Origin of the sequence: Nocardiopsis alba DSM 43377 (assembly GCF_000341225.1) — a bacterium.
Classification (GTDB): Bacteria; Actinomycetota; Actinomycetes; order Streptosporangiales; family Streptosporangiaceae; genus Nocardiopsis; species Nocardiopsis alba.
This window is the reverse complement of the sequence record NZ_ANAC01000005.1, coordinates 176,199-194,017: the sequence shown is the minus strand read 5'-3', so window position 1 is coordinate 194,017 and position 17,819 is coordinate 176,199. Positions and strand designations below refer to the sequence as shown.

Here is a 17,819-nt window from a genome sequence, read left to right as displayed (position 1 = left end):
CGGCCCCGTGAGGACGAGGAGGGGCATGGACGCGAGCGCCGACACGGGCGGGGGCATCCTCGCCCCGTTGCGTTACGGGAACTTCCGGGCCCTGGCGTCGGGCCGGGTCCTGATGATGTTCGGCAACGGCATGGCCACGGTCGCGCTCGCCTTCGCCGTCCTGGACGTGACGGGTTCCCTGACCCAGGTCGGCCTGGTGGTGGGTGCCCGATCCATCGCGAACGTGGCGCTCCTCCTGCTCGGCGGGGTGATCGCGGACCGGCTGCCGCGCTCGATGGTGCTCGTCGGCGGGTGCGCGCTCGCGGCGCTCTCCCAGGGGACCCTGGCGCTGACACTGCTCACCGGGACGGCCTCGCTGCCGCTCATGATCGCGCTGAGCGTGGTGAACGGGGCCGCGGCCGCCGCCAACCTGCCCGCCTCCGCGGCCCTGACCCCCCAGACCGTTCCGCGCGCTCTGCTGAGGCAGGCCAACGCCTCGGTGGGGATCGCCAAGCAGCTCGGGATGTTCGCCGGGATGTCGGCCGGCGGCGTGGCCGTGGGGTTGTGGGGGCCGGGTTGGGCGATCGGCGTGGACGCCCTGATGTTCGCCGCGGCGGGGGTGGCCTTCTCCCTCCTGCGGGTCCCCTCGACCGGGGCGACCGACGGTGGCCGGAACGTCCTACGCGACCTGGTGGAGGGCTGGCGGGAGTTCGTCGCCCGCCCCTGGGTCTGGATCATCGTGTTGCAGTTCATGGTGGTCAACGCCGGCTGGTCCGCGGCCACCGGGGTGCTGGGGCCGGGGATCGCCGACGCGACGTTCGGGCGGACCACCTGGGGGCTACTGATGGCGGCCAACAGCGTGGGTCTGCTGGTCGGCGGCGTCCTGGCGGCCCGCTGGCAACCGCGTCGCGCGCTGTTCTACGGCACGGCCCTGGTCCTGCTCCAGACGTTGCCGTTCTTCGTCCTGGCGGGCCCGTCGCCGATGGTGCCGTTGCTGTTCGCCGCGATGTTCGTGGGCGGAATGGCGGTGGAGCAGTTCAGTGTGGCCTGGGAGGTCTCGCTCCAGGAGAACGTCCCCACCGAACGGCTCTCACGGGTCTACTCCTATGACGCCCTGGGCTCGTTCGTGGCGATGCCGGTGGGGCAGATCGCGATCGGTCCGACGGCCGAGGCGATCGGGGTCGACCGGTCCCTGCTGCTGGTGGCCTCGCTGACGATCATCGCGACGCTGGCGGCCCTGTGCGCTCCGAGCGTGCGCTCACTGCGTCGTCGCTGAGTCCTGGGAGCGGTATCGCTCGCGCCGGTCGCCGACCTGGTGGAGGAGGTGGTGCAGTCGGGCCACGTCCTCGTCGCCGAAGCGCTCGACGAAGCAGCGCAGGGTGCTCCCGGGGTCGGGGCCGCTCTCCAGCACCTCGCCCATCACGCGGGCGGTGTACTCGGCGTGGGTCTCCCGGGCCCGGTAGGCCCAGGCCCTCCCGACCTTCTCCCGTTCCAGCAGCCCCTTCCGGTGCAGGATGCCGGTGACCGTCATGACCGTCGTGTAGGCGAGTTCCCGGTCGTAGACCATGGTCTCCAGGATCCCTCGGACCTGGAGCGGCCCGTCCGCGCGCCACAGCGCGGTCATGATGGCCGCCTCCAGTTCTCCCAGCCCCCTCATGGGTCTCCCCCGCCCGTGTGATCCGGCTGTTCGTAGGCGCATCGTAGGCGGGGCCGGAATCCGATGGGGAGGAACGGGGAAGACGGCACAGATCCGCACATCCTCGGCGTCGTTCACCGGCGTTTCACCGCCGCGCGGACCCGATTCGCCGTCGGTCGCCCTCCGTTCCGGGTACGGCCGGCTTCGGTCATCCGGGAAGGGACGCGAATCACTCACCGGGAAAGGTGTGACCCAGCGCACCGGAAGCCGTCACAGCCCCGCTCACGAAAAAACCCGACAAACAGGAGGAAATGAGCCTCCGTCACCACGCAACGCAAAGTGACCGGCACGTAGCGAGAAGACTCGTGTGAAAGATTGTTAGGTATCTCCCAGTTTCAACAACCCTCGCGTTCCCCCGAAGGATGCCGTTACAAGTAGCCTGGTACCCGACGAGTGCCGGCCAGGTCAGACACTCCCCCGACGGGGAGCGCTTTCATGCTTGTTCAGAGCCCGCCTTGCCGACAGCCACCCGTCTTTCCTTAACATTCACAAGCGAGCTGCGGAAGTGGGCGATCTCCGCCGTGTCGTCTGAGGCGTCTCAACCCCTGACAGATTTCGGCCCGAACGAGTGGCTGGTCGAGGAGCTTTACCAGAAGTACCTCACCGACCCGAATTCGGTTGACAAGGCTTGGTGGAACTTCTTCGCGGACTACAAGCCCGCGGATACGGCCGGCGGGAAGGGTGGAGGCACTGCGGCCGCTAAGGCGCAGACCGAGAAGGCCCCGACCCCCGCGCCCAAGAAGAAGGCCACCACGGCCCCAGCACCCAAGAGCACCGACGATGCACTCCAGGTCAAGGAGGAGCGGCTGCGTGGCGCACCCGCCCGTACCGCGACCAACATGGAGTCGAGCCTGACCATGCCCACCGCGACGAGCGTGCGCGCGGTGCCGGTCAAGCTGCTGTTCGACAACCGCATCGTCATCAACAACCATCTCCGGCGCAGCCGCGGTGGGAAGGTCTCCTTCACCCACCTCATCGGCTACGCCATGGTCAAGGCCCTCAAGGCCCTGCCCGAGATGAACCACGCCTACGTGGAGGTCGACGGCAAGCCCGGCGTCGCCAAGCCCGAACACGTGAACTTCGGTCTGGCGATCGACCTCCCCAAGCCCGACGGCTCCCGTCAGCTGGTCGTGCCCTCCATCAAGAAGTCCGACGAGATGGACTTCAACGAGTTCTGGAGCGGCTACGAGGACCTGGTCCGCAAGGCCCGCAACAACAAGCTGGGCGTGACGGACTTCCAGGGCACCACGATCAGCCTGACCAACCCGGGCGGCATCGGCACCGTGCACTCCGTGCCGCGCCTGATGCCCGGCCAGGGCACCATCCTCGGCGTCGGGGCCATGGAGTACCCGGCCGAGTTCCAGGGCGCCTCTCAGGACACCCTGAGCGACCTGGGCATCAGCAAGGTCATGACCCTGACCTCGACCTACGACCACCGGATCATCCAGGGCGCCCAGTCGGGCGAGTTCCTGCGTCGGATCCACCAGCTCCTGCTGGGCGAGGACGGCTTCTACGACGAGATCTTCAACTCGTTGCGGATCCCCTACGAGCCGGTCCGCTGGGTCCAGGACATCAAGGTCAACAAGGCCACCCAGCTCGACAAGACCACCCGGGTCCAGGAGCTGATCCACGCCTACCGCGTGCGCGGCCACCTCATGGCCGACACCAACCCGCTCGACCACGAGCAGCGCAAGCACCCGGACCTGGACGTGCTGGAGCACGGCCTGACCCTCTGGGACCTGGACCGCGAGTTCCCGACCGGGGGCTTCGGCGGCAAGCAGGTCATGAAGCTGCGCGACATCCTGGGCGTGCTGCGCGACACCTACTGCCGCACGGTGGGTATCGAGTACATGCACATCCAGAGCCCGGAGGAGCGGGAGTGGATCCAGTCGCACGTCGAGCGTGAGCACGAGAAGCTCGACCGCGACGAGCAGCTCCACATCCTGCACCGGCTCAACAGCGCCGAGGCCTTCGAGACCTTCCTCCAGACCAAGTACGTCGGTCAGAAGCGCTTCTCGCTCGAAGGCGGCGAGTCCCTCATCCCGCTGCTGGACGGCGTGATCTCCAAGGCCGCCAAGGCCGAGCTGGACGAGGCCGTCATCGGTATGGCCCACCGCGGTCGCCTGAACGTGCTCGCCAACATCTGTGGCAAGTCGTACGGGCAGATCTTCGGTGAGTTCGAGGGCAACCTCGACCCGCGTAGCGCCCACGGCTCCGGCGACGTCAAGTACCACCTGGGCACCGAGGGCGTCTTCGAGACCCCGGACGGCGACAAGATCCAGATCTCGCTGGCCGCGAACCCCTCCCACCTGGAGACGGTCGACCCGGTCGCCGAGGGCATCGTCCGCGCCAAGCAGGACGTGCTGGACAAGGGCCCGCACGGCTTCACCGTGCTGCCCATCCTCATCCACGGTGACGCGGCGTTCGCCGGACAGGGCGTGGTCGCCGAGACCCTGAACCTGTCCCAGCTGCGCGGCTACCGGACCGGCGGCACGGTGCACGTCATCGTGAACAACCAGGTGGGCTTCACCACCTCGCCGACCGACAGCCGTTCCAGCGTGTACGCCACCGACGTCGCGCGGATGGTCCAGGCGCCGATCTTCCACGTCAACGGGGACGACCCCGAGGCCGTGGTCCGGGTCGCGCACCTGGCCTTCGCCTACCGTCAGGCGTTCAACAAGGACGTCGTGATCGACCTGGTCTGCTACCGGCGTCGTGGGCACAACGAGGGCGACAACCCCGCGTTCACCCAGCCGCTCATGTACGACGTCATCGACGCCAAGCGCTCCACCCGCAAGCTGTTCACCGAGGCCCTCATCGGCCGCGGCGACATCACGGTGGAGGAGGCCGAGCAGGCCCTGCGCGACTACCACAGCGAGCTCGAGCGCGCCTTCACCGAGACCCGCGAGGTCGAGAAGAGGCCGATCGAGCCGGGTTCCGTGGTCAAGCCCGAGGTGTTCACCGAGGCCCGCCTGGACCACTCCAAGGTCGAGACGGCGATCAGCACCGAGACCGTCAAGCGTGTCATCGACACCCAGGTCTCCCTGCCCGAGGGCTTCACCGCGCACCCGCGCCTGGCCCCGCAGCTGACCCGTCGCGCCACGATGGTCGAGAACGACGCGATCGACTGGGCCACCGGTGAACTGCTGGCCTTCGGCTCCCTGCTGATGGACGACCACCCGGTCCGTCTGATCGGTCAGGACAGCCGTCGCGGCACCTTCGGTCAGCGTCACGCCTCGCTCGTCGACCGCGACACCGGCGAGGTCCACACGCCGCTGAAGCAGTTCGACGAGGGCACCACGAAGTTCCACGTCCACGACTCGCTGCTCAGCGAGTACGCGGCGCTGGGCTTCGAGTACGGCTACTCGCTGACCCGTCCGGACGCCCTCGTCATGTGGGAGGCGCAGTTCGGCGACTTCGTCAACGGCGCCCAGACCGTCATCGACGAGTACATCAGCTCGGGCGAGCAGAAGTGGGGCCAGCGCTCCAGCGTCACCCTGCTGCTGCCGCACGGCTACGAGGGCCAGGGGCCGGACCACTCGTCCGCCCGCATCGAGCGGTTCCTCCAGGCGTGCGCGCAGGAGAACATGACCGTCGCGATGCCGAGCACCCCGGCGAGCTACTTCCACCTGCTGCGCTGGCAGGCGAAGTCGCCGTTCGAGCGTCCGCTCGTGGTGTTCACGCCCAAGTCGCTGCTGCGTCTGAAGGCCGCCACCTCGGCCGCCGACGACTTCACCTCGGGCCACTTCCGCCCGCTGATCGGTGACGACTCCATCGCCCCCGAGAAGGTGCGTCGCGTGGTGATCTGCTCCGGCAAGATCTACTACGACCTGGACGCCGCCCGTCGCAAGAGCGGCGACAAGCACACGGCGATCATCCGCGCGGAGCGGCTCTACCCGCTGCCGATCGAGGAGATCCGCGAGCAGCTCAAGGCCTACCCGAACGCGGGCGAGGTCCTGTGGGTCCAGGAGGAGCCGGCGAACATGGGTCCGTGGCCCTTCGTCGCCCTGGTCTTCTCCGAGCAGCTCGACCGTCCCTTCACCCGGATCTCGCGTCCGGCCTCCTCCGCCCCGGCCGCCGGTTCGGCCAAGAGGCACGAGGCCGAGCAGCGCGCTCTGGTGGACACGGTCTTCCCGCCCGCCGAGTAGCCACGCGGACCCGGGGCGTGTCAGGGTGCTGGACGTCCCGGGTCCGGTCCGAGCGGTGAGGGAAGGTATGTACTACACCGATCGCGGAATCGAGGAGTTGGAGAACCGCCGCGGCGAGGAGGAGGTCAGCTTCGCCTGGCTCGCCGAGCAGCTGCGGGTGTTCACCGACGTCCACCCCGAGTTCGAGACCCCCGTCGAGCGCCTGGCCACCTGGTTGGCCAGGTTGGACGACGAGGACGAAGAGTAGTGGTGCCGCGCCGCTCCGGCGGCGCACGGTCCGAGGGGCCCGGGTCATGACGACCCGGGCCCCTCGCGTGTGTCCGGGACCTTCCCCGGGGATACCCCTGACCCGACCCTGATATCCGCGACATATCTTGAGTTCGCCGGGGACGCGACATATCGTGAAGTCATCGAGAACGAGTGGAAAGGGTTCACGATGGCACGTTGGACCATCGACAGTCCGATGACCCACACCTTGGACGGCATCGTCGCCCTCAAGGTGCGGATCGTCGGAGGACAGGTCAACATCATCCCCACCGACGACCCCGTCACCTTCGAGATCGGCGACATCGTCGGAGAGCCCCTGGAGGTCACCCAGGAGGCCGGCATCCTCACCATCCATTACCAGGACCTCACCGGTCAGGGACTGTTGGACCGGCTCAAGCCGCTCCAGCTCTCCGGTTACCGCAACGTCGGCACCCGACGGGCCACCGTGAACCTGCGGGTCCCGCGCGACTGCCCCGTCGAGGTCACCACGGCCACCGCCCCGGTGGTGGCGACCGGGCTGACCGCCCGCACCCGGATCAAGACGGCGACCGGCGAGATCACCCTGGACGAGGTCTCCGGCGAGACCGAGCTCAACACCGCCGACGGCAACGCCTCCGTGCGCACCCCGACCGGCGTACTGAACTTCGGCACCGCCACCGGACAGCTCGCCGTGGCCGGCGGACGCCTGTCCGAGCTGCGGGCCAAGACCGTCTCCGGGCAGGTGCTGGTCGACACCGACCTGGCGCCCTCGTCCCGGGTCCGGGTGAACACCGTCTCCGGCGAGGTGGCCCTGCGGGTGCCCGCCGAGAGCTCGGCCTCCGTCGAGCTGCGTTCGGTCACCGGCGCGCTGGACAGCGACTTCGGTCTGGAGCGCAACAGCGCCCCGGCCCGCAACTCCATGACCGGCAAGGTCGGCGTGGGCGTCGACCCCGCCTCCATCAGTGTCAACACCGTGTCCGGTCGGGCCGCGCTGCTGCGACGCGCCCCCGAGGCTCCGGCCGCGATCCCAGAGGGGGCCTGAATGAGCACCGTCTTCGGCCACGGCAGACTCCGTCTGTACCTGCTCAAGATGCTCGACGAGAGCCCGCGCCACGGCTACGAGATCATCAGTCTGCTGCGCGACCGCTTCCTGGGCGTGTACTCGCCCTCGCCCGGCACCATCTACCCCCGGCTCGCGAGACTGGAGGAGGAGGGGCTGGTCACCCACACCGAGGAGGGCGGCCGCAAGGTCTACAGCCTCACCGACAAGGGGCGCGAGGAGCTGCGGGCCCGCGAGAGCGACCTGGACGACCTGGAGCGGGAGATCACCGACTCCGTGCGCGACATCGCCCGCGCGGTCAAGCAGGACGTGCGCGCCACCATCGGTTCCCTGCGCGACGAACTGAAGTTCGCGAGCTCGGAGTCCCGCAGGGAGAGCTCCGAGGAGGAGCGGGGCTCCGGGGGGAGTTCCTCCTCCGACGCCGAGGGGGAACGCGAACGCGAGCCTCGCGGCGACGGGGGCATGTGGGCTCGCGAGTGGGAGCGGTTCGCCCAGGGCTTCGGCGTCTTCGGGGCCGCCTGGGGCCGCCCCTCCTCCGAACGTGAGGACTCCGCCTCCTCGGAGGAGAAGGCCCGGGAGTCCGAGGAGCGGGGCGCCGGCGAGGAGGAGAAGGAGCGGGAGTGCCGGAACCCGGAGTTCGAGCACGCCCTGCGCGACTTCTCCACCCGGGTCCGCGACCTGGTCCGCGGCGCCGGTGAGGTCGGCGGTTCCGCCGCCCACGACCTGCGTCGCATCCTCGACGAGACCGTCGAGGTGATCCGCCGGGACATGCGGACCTGGGGGCCGGCCGACGAGAAGACCGAGCGGCCCTCCGAGAGCGAGGGTTCCACCACCGCCGAGGAGCGACCGGAGGAGAAGCAGGAGGAGCGGCCCGAGGAGCCTTCTCGGGAGGAGCCCCGGAGCGCGCGCCCGATGCCCTCCGCCGAGCGGGACCCCTGGTCGACCGCCACCGACGAGGACCGCGGGAACGACTGACCACCGATACCGGTAGGGCCCGGGAGACCACACGGGGGCGTGGTCTCCCGGGCCCTTCCACGCCCGCTCACAGGGCCGCCAGGAGTCCCATCGATGCCAGGGCGAGCGCGCTCGCAGCCGCGACGCGGACCCCTCTGATCCACGGTCGACGGCCACGGGCCGTCGGCAGGTCCGGCCACCGCAGGGCGCCGACGACGGCCGCGGCCAGGGCCGCGTACACGCCGATCACCCACGCCCACGGCGAGACCAGGTGCCAGAAGCCCGCGAGGTGCGCGTACCAGAGCAGCGCGGCCGACCCGAGACCGTAGGAGACCAGGCCGAGGCGGTCCGTGGGACGGCGGAGCAGGCGTCCGGGCCGGCGCCGCGCGGCGAAACCGAGCGCCATCACGCCGGGCGTCAGCGCGAGGAGCAGCGTCGCGACGCCGTACACCCGCTCCCCCATGACGTTGTCGGGGCTGGGCTCGTCGACGCCGAGCAGCCGCAGCCCGATGTCCTCGCTGTAACGGTGGGTGTTCGACAGCACCACGGCGCCCCGGTCGCCCGAGTACCCGATCCAGGCCGTGTGCCCGTTGGTCGTGGCGTTGCCTCCGTGCGAGGTGATCGGCCGCTCCCCCAACGTCTCCACGTACCAGCCGAGCCCCTGCTCACGGCGTTCGACGTCGCCCGGCCCCACCGGCTCGGCGGCGCCGGCTCCGGGCGCCGAACCGTCCATCATCGCGGCCAGGAGCCGCCCCAGGTCGGCCGCGGTCGTCGTCAGCCCGCCCTGAGAGGCCCGCGCCACGTCGTGGTCCAGCGGGAGCGGCCCGCCCCGGTCCGCGTCGTGCACCACGGGCCGGACCTCGTCGTCCTCGGACCACACTCGGCTGTCGTCCATGCCCAGGGGCCCCAGGATCCTGTCCCGTGCCAGTTCGGCGTAATCGGTGCCGGCACGTACGGCCAGAGCGTGCCCGAGCAGGGAGAACCCGGTGTTGGAGTAGACGTTGACCCCTCGTGTACCCGGGTCGACGCGGGCGTCGAGGGCCACGGACTCCAGGAAGGCGTCCACCGAGTCGTAGGGGCGCGGATGCCGTTTGGCGGCGAACTGCCAGAGGGTCTCGGGCAGGGTGGTCTCCTCCCGGGAGAGCCCCGAGGTGTGGGTCGCCAGTTCCTCGACCGTGATCCGGGCGACCGCCGGGTCCGCGAAGTCCAGGTCCGGGAGCAGGGCACCGACGGTGGTGTCGAGGTCGACCTCGCCCCGGTCCACCATGTCGGCCAGGATCATCCCGGGGAGGACCTTGGCGACCGAGGCCGAGGCGAAGGGCGTGTCCTCGGTGACCGGCGTCCCGTCGTCGCCGACCTCGCCCAGACCGGCCGTGCGGACACGGAACCCGCCCTCCGGCCCGGGTTCGACGACCGCCACGGACAGCCCGTGGTAGCCGGTGGGGTCGTCGATACCCTCCCGGACCGACGCGGCCAGATCCGCGTCACCGGTCGTGGCCGTCCCGAGCTCGTAGGGGGCGGGGGCCACGACGACCGTGAGGATCGCGGCCACCCCGGCCAAGAGCGCCGTCGCGGCCACCGTCACGGTTCTCGTGAAGGGGCCTTCTCGGGTGGGGGGCGGTGTGCCCATGAGGTCTGGTTCTCCCTGTCACGGGGGGACGGCCCGGGCGCCGTACCCGACAGGCAGAAAACTACGGATCCGACCCGTTCCGGGGCACTACGTCCCGCACACCTCTTCGGGTCGCCCCTACCCCACCCTCCTCACGTGCGCCACCCCCACCACGACGAGGGGCCCGGCCCGTGGACGTACCACGGGCCGGGCCCCGATCGTTCGGGAACGGACGTCAGATACGGGCGACGCCGTCCTTGCGCGCCTGCTCGGCGACGGCGGCCGAGACCGCCGGGACCACGCGCTCGTCGAAGGTGCTCGGGATGACGTAGTCGGCGCTCAGGTCATCGCCGACCAGGTCGGCGATGGCCCGCGCGGCGGCCAGCTTCATGTTCTCGGTGATGTCCGAGGCGCGGACGTCGAAGGCGCCGCGGAACACGCCGGGGAAGGCGAGGACGTTGTTGATCTGGTTCGGGAAGTCGCTGCGCCCGGTGGCGACGACGCTCGCGTACTTGTGGGCGATGTCCGGGTGGACCTCGGGGTTGGGGTTGGCCATCGCGAAGATGATGGCGTCCTTGGCCATGGTCGCCACGACGGACTCGGGCACCTCGCCGGCGGACAGGCCGATGAACACGTCGGCGCCTTCGAGGGCGCTCTCGATGGAGCCCTGGAGACCGGCCTTGTTGCTGATGGCGGCCAGGTCGCGCTTGATCGGGGTCAGGCCGTCACGGCCCTCGTAGATCATGCCCTTGGAGTCGGCGACCGCGATGTCGCCGATCCCGCCGTCGATGAGCATCTTGGTGACGGCGACGCCGGCGGCGCCCGCGCCGGAGACGACCGCGCGCAGGTCGCCCAGGGTGCGACCGGTCAGGCGGGCGGCGTTGTGCAGGGCGGCCACCGTCACGATGGCGGTGCCGTGCTGGTCGTCGTGGAAGACGGGGATGTCCAGACGCTCACGCAGCTTCGCCTCGATCTCGAAGCAGCGCGGGGCGGAGATGTCCTCCAGGTTGATACCGCCGAAGGAGGGCGCCATCCGAGCGACGGTCTCGACGATCTCGTCGGCGTCGGTGCAGTTCAGAGCGATCGGCACGGAGTCGACGTCGGCGAACTGCTTGAACAGCAGCGCCTTGCCCTCCATGACGGGGAGGGAGGCCTCGGGGCCGATGTTGCCCAGCCCCAGGACGGCGGTACCGTCGGTGACGACGGCGACCAGGTTGCTCTTCCAGGTGTAGGTCTCGACCAGGTCGACGTTCTCGGCGATCGCGTCGCAGACACGGGCGACGCCGGGGGTGTAGGCCAGGGAGAGGCCCTCGTGGTCGCTGACGTCCACGGAACCGGTGACGTGCAGCTTGCCGCCACGGTGCATGGCGAAGGCCGGGTCGCGGTCCAGTTCGGACGTGTCCTCGTTGCGCGAAGTAGTGGTCACTGCTCAAACCCCTCGGTCTGCTATGCGTCCCGCGTCGGCCATGACGGGGACGATGGGCCGCGGGACGCGCGCGAAGACATGGGTGCTAGGGGAGCTCTCCACGGCGCCGGTCGGCCATGACCGGTGGTGTCGCCGGGAGAGTCGGTCTTCGCCGGACTCCTATACGAGTACTGCGCGTCCGCATCTCACGGGGATAACCCGTTACGCAATCCTCTCACAACGGTGACCGGAGGAAAATCGCGGGTCGGCACGATGGAGCGTCACCGATATGTGACACCATGCCCTCCGACCTCGCGGTCCCCCCGCCCCACAAGGGTCTCGGCCCCGCGAACCCCCTTCCCCATCAGGTCGTTCCCATGCCCCCAAGGAGATCCCCATGCCCCCGCGCAAGCCCCTCACCGTCGCCACCGCCCTCGCCGCGGCGGGGGTTCTGACCCTGGCCGGTTGTGGCGCCGAAGACGACGGGACCGTCACCATCGGTGTCGAGGCCACCTATCCTCCCGGCGAGTACCTCGACGAGGACGGTCAGACCGTCCTCGGCTTCAACGTCGACCTGGTGACCGCCGCCCTGGCCGAGATGGGCGTCGAGCCGATCTGGGAGCCCACCACCTTCGACTCCATCATCATCGGCGTCGACACCGGCACCTACGACATGGGCGCCTCCTCCTTCACCGTCACCGAGGAGCGGATGGAGCAGGTGAACATGGTCAGCTACTTCTCCTCGGGCACCCAGTGGTTCGCCCAGACGGGCAACCCCGGCGACGTCGACCCGGACAACGCCTGTGGTCTGCGCATCGCCGTGCAGACCGGCACCACCCACGACACCGACATCGAGGCCCGCAGCCAGGAGTGCGTCGACGCCGGCGAGGACCCCATCACCATCGAGAAGTTCCAGAGCCAGCCCCAGGCCACCGAGACCGTGGTGTCCGGCCTCAACGACGCCTCCCTCGCGGACCTGCCGACCTCCCTGTACGCCATCCAGGAGACCGGCGACAAGCTGGAGTTCATCGGCGAACAGTACGACGCCGCCCCCTACGGCGTGGTCCTCCACAAGGACGACACCGAGCTGAGCGAGGAGCTCGCGGCGGCGTTCAACACCATCATCGAGAACGGCACCTACGCCGAGATCCTGGAGGAGTGGGGCATCGAGGTCGGCGCGCTGGAGGCCGCCGAGGTCAACCCCTCCGTCGCCGAGTAACCGCCACGGCCCCCCACGTCGTACAGGGCCGTCCCTCCCCCCATCGCCCTCCACCCTCTTCACGAAAGTCTGATCCGTGACCTCACCGAGCTCATCGGTGGACGGGCCGGGGTCCCGGGAACCCGCCCCGGACCGTTCGTCCGCTCCGATCACCGCCGTCCCCGTCAGGTATCCCGAACGCTGGGTCGCCGCCGGTGTCGTGCTGGTCCTGGCCGCGATGTTCGTGAACATGCTCCTCACGAACCCGGCCTTCGACTGGCCCTTCATGTTCGAGCACATGTTCTCGGACCCGGTGGTCCGCGGTGTCTGGGTGACCCTCAGCGCCACCGTGCTGGCCATGCTCATCGGTGTCCTGCTGGGCATCCTCCTCGCGGTGATGCGTCTCTCCGGTAACCCCGTCCTGGTGGGGGTCTCCTGGACCTACACCTGGTTCTTCCGAGGCGTGCCCCGACTGGTGCTCGCGGTGCTCTTCGGCAACATCGCCATCCTGTACTCGACGATCCACATCGGGCTCCCGTTCGACAACTACTGGATGCCGCTGCTGGGCCTGGAGGGCGACGCCCGCTTCTTCGAGATCAACACGCGCACCCTCCTGACCGGTTACACGGCGGGTCTGCTCGCCCTGGCGCTGTCCGAGGGCGCCTACATGGCCGAGATCATCCGCGCGGGCCTGCAATCCGTGGACAAGGGGCAGACCGAGGCAGCCCAGGCGCTCGGTATGAGCCGGAGCAGGATCATGCGCCGGATCACCCTCCCGCAGGCCATGCGGGTCGTCATCCCTCCCACCGGGAACGAGACCATCGCCATGCTCAAGGACACGGCGCTCTTGGCGTACGTGCCCGTGACCATCGAGCTCTTCTACCAGCTCCAGGCCATCGGAACCCGGACCTACCAGATCTTCCCGATGCTGGTGGCGGCCTGCCTCTGGTACCTGGCGATCACCAGTGTGCTGATGGTCGGCCAGTACTTCCTCGAGCGCAGGTTCGACCGCGGCGAGCGCGGAGTCCGTGACCGGATCGTGGGAGGGGCGCACTGATGGCCGAGGAGAACAGGGAGCACGAGGACGTGAACGCGAACGACGGGACGGACGGGGCTCTCGTCGTCGCCGAGAACGTGCACAAGAGCTTCGGCCGGCTGGAGGTCCTCAAGGGCATCGACCTGGAGGTCCGGCGCGGTGAGGTCATGTGCATCATCGGCCCCTCCGGTTCGGGCAAGTCGACGTTCCTGCGCTGCGTCAACCACCTGGAGAAGCTCTCCGCCGGCCGGTTGTGGGTCAACGGCGAGCTGATGGGATATCGGCAGAAGCGCGGGAAGCTGTACGAGCTGCGCGACTCGGAGATCTCGGCCCAGCGCAGCGACATCGGCATGGTCTTCCAGCGTTTCAACCTGTTCCCGCACCTGACCGTGCTGGGCAACGTCATCGAGGCCCCCACGCAGGTCAAGCGGGTACCCAAGGCCGAGGCCACGGAGCTGGCGATGTCCCTCCTGGAGCGGGTCGGGCTGCCGGACAAGGCGAACGCCTACCCCGAGCAGCTCTCGGGCGGCCAGCAGCAGCGGGTGGCCATCGCCCGCGCCCTGGCCATGGAGCCGTCCCTGATGCTGTTCGACGAGCCCACCAGCGCCCTGGACCCCGAACTGGTCGGCGAGGTCCTGGACGTCATGCGCGACCTGGCCCGGGCCGGTATGACCATGATGGTCGTCACCCACGAGATGGGCTTCGCCCGTGAGGTGGGCGATTCCCTGGTCTTCATGGACGACGGCGTCGTGGTCGAGTCCGGTGTGCCCTCCGAGGTGCTGTCCGATCCACGGCACGAGCGGACGCGGGCGTTCCTGTCCAAGGTGCTCTGACCCGACCCCCACTCTGATCGAAGGCCCCCGTTCCTCGGAGCGCGGGGCCTTCGATATGCTCCGGATCACACACCCGGGCCGAAACCCCACCGTCTCGGACGGCGTCGACCAGTGACGAGGAGACTCCGAAGCGTTCGGGGTCGCGTCACCATCCCCCAAGGAGAAGCGTGGGTCCGCTCTACGTCCTCTTGGGCGTCATCGCCCTCTGGTACGTCATCGTGCTCATCGAGCCCCGGGTCGTCTGGTACGTACAGTCCTGGAAGTACCGGGACCCGGAGCAGAACGAGCCCAGCGACACCTACTTCGCCATGCATCGCCTGGGCGCGATCGTGATGCTCATCCTCATCCCGGTCGGATGCGGCATGCTCACCTAGGCGGCGTGCTCCGGCATCCCTTCGCGTCCGCCGCCGGCGGGCGCCCTCGTGCCCGTCCGCGGGGCCGGAGCCCGGATCCTCGGACAACACTCGAACCCGCCCCCGATGACCTTGACCCGGGGGCCCCACGCCCCCCAGAGTCTTTGCTCGGGGGCACGTCTACCGGTCCCGGGGAGAGACATGGACGCGCGTACGGAAAAGGCACGGCGGATCTGGGAGCACCGGGCCGGCCGCTACGACCTCGGTCGCCACTGCGAGCACGTGGCGATCAGGAACACCAGGGAGATCCTGTGCGGCGGGGCCCGCGGACACACCCTGGAGGTGGCCGTGGGGACCGGGCGGAACCTGGACTTCTACCCGCCCCAGGTCAGACTGGTCGGACTCGACCTGAGCCCGGCCATGCTCGCCAGGGCCCGGAACCGGGCCGAACGGCTGGAACGCCCGATCGCCCTCGTCGAGGCCGATGCCCGACGGCTCCCCTTCGCCGACCGCTCCTTCGAGACCGTGGTGTGCACGCTCTCCCTGTGCACGATCCCCGACCAGGAGGGCTCCCTGAGGGAGATGCGCCGCGTCCTGGTCCCGGGGGGACGTCTGCTTCTGGTGGACCACATCGAGTACACCCGGATGCCGTTGCGGCTGCGCGAACGCAGGAGCGAACACCCCCGCAGGCTGCCGCGCGAGGTCGCCGAGGAGGTCGGCTTCCAAGTGGGCCACCACGACCGGGTCTTCTTCGGTCTGGTGGAACGGGTGGTGGCGCACCGCCCGCACTGAGCCCGTGAGGGCGCGGCCCGTGGATCCCCATGCTCCACGGGCCCTCCGGGCGGCGCATACCCTGGAAAGGTCCACCCGACCCCGACCCGTCTCCGAGGTGGTCCGATGATCCGCCCCGCCCGTCCCGACGACGTTCCCGACATCCACCGGATGATCGGCGAGCTCGCCGAGTACGAGAAGGAACCCGACGCGGTCGTGGCCACGGAGGAGGATCTGCGCACCGCCCTGTTCGGTCCGGAGCCCGCGGTGTTCGCCCACGTGGCCGAGCACACCGGGGAGGACGGCGTCACGGTCACGGCCGGGTTCGCCCTGTGGTTCCTCACCTACTCCACCTGGACCGGCAGGCACGGGATCCACCTGGAGGACCTGTACGTGCGGCCCGAACTACGGGGCCACGGACACGGCGGGGACCTGCTCCGGAACCTGGCCCGCATCTGTGTGGAGCGCGGCCTCACACGGCTGGAGTGGTCGGTGCTCGACTGGAACACACCCGCCATCCGCTTCTACGAGTCGTTGGGCTCCACCCCGATGGACGAGTGGACGGTCCGTCGTCTGGACGGCGACGCGCTGGTCTCCCTGGGCTCGGTTCGGGCCTGAGGCCGGCCATTCGTCTCGTGTTCGGGCGTTCTCGGACGGACACGATCTTCGTTCCCTGCGGCGGTGGCAGGGTGAAACGAGATACATTGCTCTCAAGCGGCAACCTCGCCCCCCGAAGGAGGGACGTGACCGAAGAAACCGCTGTGCCCATGGCCGACGCCACCGGAGTACGCGACGCCGTCACCGTCAACATGCCCGCCGACAGCGCCTACCTGTCGGTGTTGCGGACGGCGACGGCGGGTCTGGCCGCCCGGCTCGACTTCACCCTCGACGAGATCGAGGATCTGAGGATCGGTGTCGACGAGGCCTGCGCGATGCTCCTCTCCCAGGCTCTGCCCGGCACAGAACTGACCACGGAGTTCGAACTCACCCCCGACGGGATGCGCATCTCCGTCTCGGTGCTGACCGCCGACGGGCGTCTTCCGGCCCGCGACACCTTCGCCTGGACCGTCCTGTCGGCCCTGGCCGGGGACGTCGACTCGGGGGTCGCCTCGGACGATCGCGTCTACATCGTCCTGTACAAACGCCGCGGCACGCTGGAGCCGGCGTGAGCGAAAGGGGGCCCGCTCTGACAGCGAAGACCGAGCACGCGGTGCCCGATCGGGCACGCGCGAGAGAGTTGTTCGAGCGCCTTAACGAGCTCGACGCGGACTCGGCCGAACGCCGCAGGATCCGCGACGAGCTGGTGGAGCTCCATCTGCCCTTGGTGGAGTACCTGGCCCGACGGTTCCGCAACCGAGGCGAGTGGCTGGACGATCTCACCCAGGTGGCCACGATCGGACTGATCAAGTCCATCGACCGGTTCGACCTGGAGCGAGGGGTGGAGTTCTCCACCTACGCGACCCCGACGATCGTCGGCGAGATCAAACGCCACTTCCGTGACAAGGGATGGGCGGTACGGGTTCCCCGCCGCCTCCAAGAGCTGAAGCTGTCGCTGACCAAGGCCGTCAGCGATCTGTCTCAGCGGGAGGGGCGCTCCCCCACCGTCGCCGAGCTGGCCCAGCACCTTCAGATGACCGAGGAGGAGGTGCTGGAGGGCCTGGAGTCCGCCAACGCCTACTCGACGGTCTCGTTGGACGCTCCCGACAGCGGTGACGAGGACGCCCCCGCGGTGGCCGACTCGCTGGGGATCGTCGACGAGTCCTTGGAGGGGGTGGAGTACCGGGAGTCCCTCAAGCCCCTGCTGGAGCAGTTGCCGCCGAGGGAGAAGCGGATCCTGCTACTGCGCTTCTTCGGCAACATGACCCAGTCCCAGATCGCGCAGGAGCTCGGCATCTCCCAGATGCACGTCTCGCGCCTGCTGGCACGGACCCTGGCACAACTGCGACAGGCGCTGACCACCGACGACTAGGAAGTGTGCTCTCCGGGCCGCGCGGGGCCCGGGGGAGAACCCGCTAGGGCCTACGACCGCGGTGCTGCCGACGTCCGGACGACTCGTCGGGGAACAGCGCCGCGGTCGTGGACGGAGCGAGGACGGCGGCCGCGGCCACGATGGCCGTACCGAGCATGACCGCCCCGATCACGTACTGATCGCTCGTGAACATGTAGTAGGACACCACGGCCATGAACAGCTGGGTGACCACGACCGGTGTCCTGGCCCATTCGCGCAATTGCAGCAGGCCACGCGCGACGTGGATCAGCAGAACGCCCACGCCCACACCGATCACGGTCAGCGGAAGGGCCGAGGAGGCCACGTCCGAGGCCTGCCCGGTGAAGGCGGTGTACAGGCTGTAGAGTCCGGCGAGCGCCGCGACCAGCCCGATCAGGGCCTCCAGCGCGGCGGCGACGATGATGGTGATGGGACGCGAAGACACCTGACGAGCCTATACGCGCTCCGTCCCCTCCTCTCCCGGGCCCCGGCCCACCCCGCCCTCGATGCGCGAATGTGTCCCATATCACCCCGAAGCGCGAGG

Annotated in this window: 17 protein-coding genes; 13 read left to right on the top strand and 4 right to left on the bottom strand. The window is 69.3% G+C overall.

The window, feature by feature from the left end; translation table 11 throughout:
* The first annotated feature begins 25 nt into the window (after window positions 1-25).
* A complete protein-coding gene (locus D451_RS0104525; protein ID WP_026124827.1) occupies window positions 26-1,255 on the top strand; it encodes an MFS transporter in 1,230 nt (409 codons plus the stop codon).
* Here the strand turns inward: D451_RS0104525 and D451_RS0104520 are convergent.
* Window positions 1,238-1,636, bottom strand: a complete 399-nt coding sequence (locus tag D451_RS0104520; protein WP_187294522.1) for a BlaI/MecI/CopY family transcriptional regulator — start codon at window positions 1,634-1,636, stop codon at window positions 1,238-1,240. The two genes, D451_RS0104525 and D451_RS0104520, sit on opposite strands and share 18 nt — an antisense overlap.
* A 560-nt stretch (window positions 1,637-2,196) precedes the next feature.
* Between D451_RS0104520 and D451_RS0104515 the strand changes: the two genes are divergently transcribed.
* The 4 genes from D451_RS0104515 to D451_RS0104500 all read left to right on the top strand — a co-directional run bounded on the left by D451_RS0104515 (window position 2,197) and on the right by D451_RS0104500 (window position 8,104).
* Window positions 2,197-5,823 carry a multifunctional oxoglutarate decarboxylase/oxoglutarate dehydrogenase thiamine pyrophosphate-binding subunit/dihydrolipoyllysine-residue succinyltransferase subunit gene (locus tag D451_RS0104515; RefSeq protein ID WP_017533562.1) on the top strand — a complete coding sequence of 1,209 codons (3,627 nt, stop codon included), beginning with the start codon at window positions 2,197-2,199 and terminating at the stop codon, window positions 5,821-5,823.
* Between the two features lie 67 nt (window positions 5,824-5,890).
* Complete coding sequence (locus D451_RS0104510; protein WP_026124825.1) at window positions 5,891-6,070, top strand: DUF6104 family protein; 180 nt, start codon at window positions 5,891-5,893, stop codon at window positions 6,068-6,070.
* A 189-nt stretch (window positions 6,071-6,259) separates the two neighbouring features.
* On the top strand, window positions 6,260-7,111 hold the full coding sequence (locus tag D451_RS0104505) for a DUF4097 family beta strand repeat-containing protein (protein ID WP_014912650.1): 852 nt from the start codon (window positions 6,260-6,262) through the stop codon (window positions 7,109-7,111).
* Window positions 7,112-8,104 (top strand): PadR family transcriptional regulator, encoded by a 993-nt coding sequence (locus tag D451_RS0104500; protein WP_017533561.1) that lies wholly within the window; start codon window positions 7,112-7,114, stop codon window positions 8,102-8,104.
* Between the two features lie 67 nt (window positions 8,105-8,171).
* Here the strand turns inward: D451_RS0104500 and D451_RS0104495 are convergent, their stop codons facing one another.
* Complete coding sequence (locus D451_RS0104495; RefSeq protein WP_017533560.1) at window positions 8,172-9,713, bottom strand: serine hydrolase domain-containing protein; 1,542 nt, start codon at window positions 9,711-9,713, stop codon at window positions 8,172-8,174.
* A 214-nt stretch (window positions 9,714-9,927) separates the two neighbouring features.
* A complete protein-coding gene (locus D451_RS0104490) occupies window positions 9,928-11,058 on the bottom strand; it encodes an NAD(P)-dependent malic enzyme (RefSeq protein WP_241463285.1) in 1,131 nt (376 codons plus the stop codon).
* Window positions 11,059-11,494: 436 nt separating this feature from the next.
* Between D451_RS0104490 and D451_RS0104485 the strand changes: the two genes are divergently transcribed.
* From D451_RS0104485 to D451_RS0104450, 8 genes are all read left to right on the top strand, one after another.
* Window positions 11,495-12,316 carry an ABC transporter substrate-binding protein gene (locus D451_RS0104485; protein ID WP_017533558.1) on the top strand — a complete coding sequence of 274 codons (822 nt, stop codon included), beginning with the start codon at window positions 11,495-11,497 and terminating at the stop codon, window positions 12,314-12,316.
* A gap of 76 nt (window positions 12,317-12,392) precedes the next feature.
* Window positions 12,393-13,352: an amino acid ABC transporter permease gene (locus D451_RS0104480; RefSeq protein WP_017533557.1), complete on the top strand. Its 960-nt coding sequence runs from the start codon at window positions 12,393-12,395 to the stop codon at window positions 13,350-13,352.
* Entirely contained in the window at window positions 13,352-14,164 is an 813-nt protein-coding gene (locus D451_RS0104475) for an amino acid ABC transporter ATP-binding protein (RefSeq protein ID WP_014910999.1), read from the top strand. The genes D451_RS0104480 and D451_RS0104475 overlap by 1 nt, the downstream gene beginning before the upstream one ends.
* 167 nt (window positions 14,165-14,331) lie before the next feature.
* Complete coding sequence (locus tag D451_RS0104470; RefSeq protein ID WP_014909765.1) at window positions 14,332-14,538, top strand: DUF6199 family natural product biosynthesis protein; 207 nt, start codon at window positions 14,332-14,334, stop codon at window positions 14,536-14,538.
* Window positions 14,539-14,718: 180 nt separating this feature from the next.
* Window positions 14,719-15,309, top strand: coding sequence for a class I SAM-dependent methyltransferase (locus tag D451_RS0104465; protein WP_017533556.1), 591 nt, complete (start codon window positions 14,719-14,721; stop codon window positions 15,307-15,309).
* Between the two features lie 105 nt (window positions 15,310-15,414).
* Window positions 15,415-15,906: a GNAT family N-acetyltransferase gene (locus tag D451_RS0104460; RefSeq protein WP_017533555.1), complete on the top strand. Its 492-nt coding sequence runs from the start codon at window positions 15,415-15,417 to the stop codon at window positions 15,904-15,906.
* A gap of 125 nt (window positions 15,907-16,031) precedes the next feature.
* Window positions 16,032-16,457 carry an ATP-binding protein gene (locus D451_RS0104455; protein ID WP_026124824.1) on the top strand — a complete coding sequence of 142 codons (426 nt, stop codon included), beginning with the start codon at window positions 16,032-16,034 and terminating at the stop codon, window positions 16,455-16,457.
* A 41-nt stretch (window positions 16,458-16,498) separates the two neighbouring features.
* Window positions 16,499-17,257 carry an RNA polymerase sigma factor SigF gene (locus D451_RS0104450; protein ID WP_014909463.1) on the top strand — a complete coding sequence of 253 codons (759 nt, stop codon included), beginning with the start codon at window positions 16,499-16,501 and terminating at the stop codon, window positions 17,255-17,257.
* 43 nt (window positions 17,258-17,300) lie between these two features.
* On the opposite strand, the gene D451_RS0104445 is transcribed toward D451_RS0104450, so the two are convergent.
* Window positions 17,301-17,720 carry a hypothetical protein gene (locus D451_RS0104445; RefSeq protein WP_017533554.1) on the bottom strand — a complete coding sequence of 140 codons (420 nt, stop codon included), beginning with the start codon at window positions 17,718-17,720 and terminating at the stop codon, window positions 17,301-17,303.
* Window positions 17,721-17,819 lie beyond the last annotated feature (99 nt).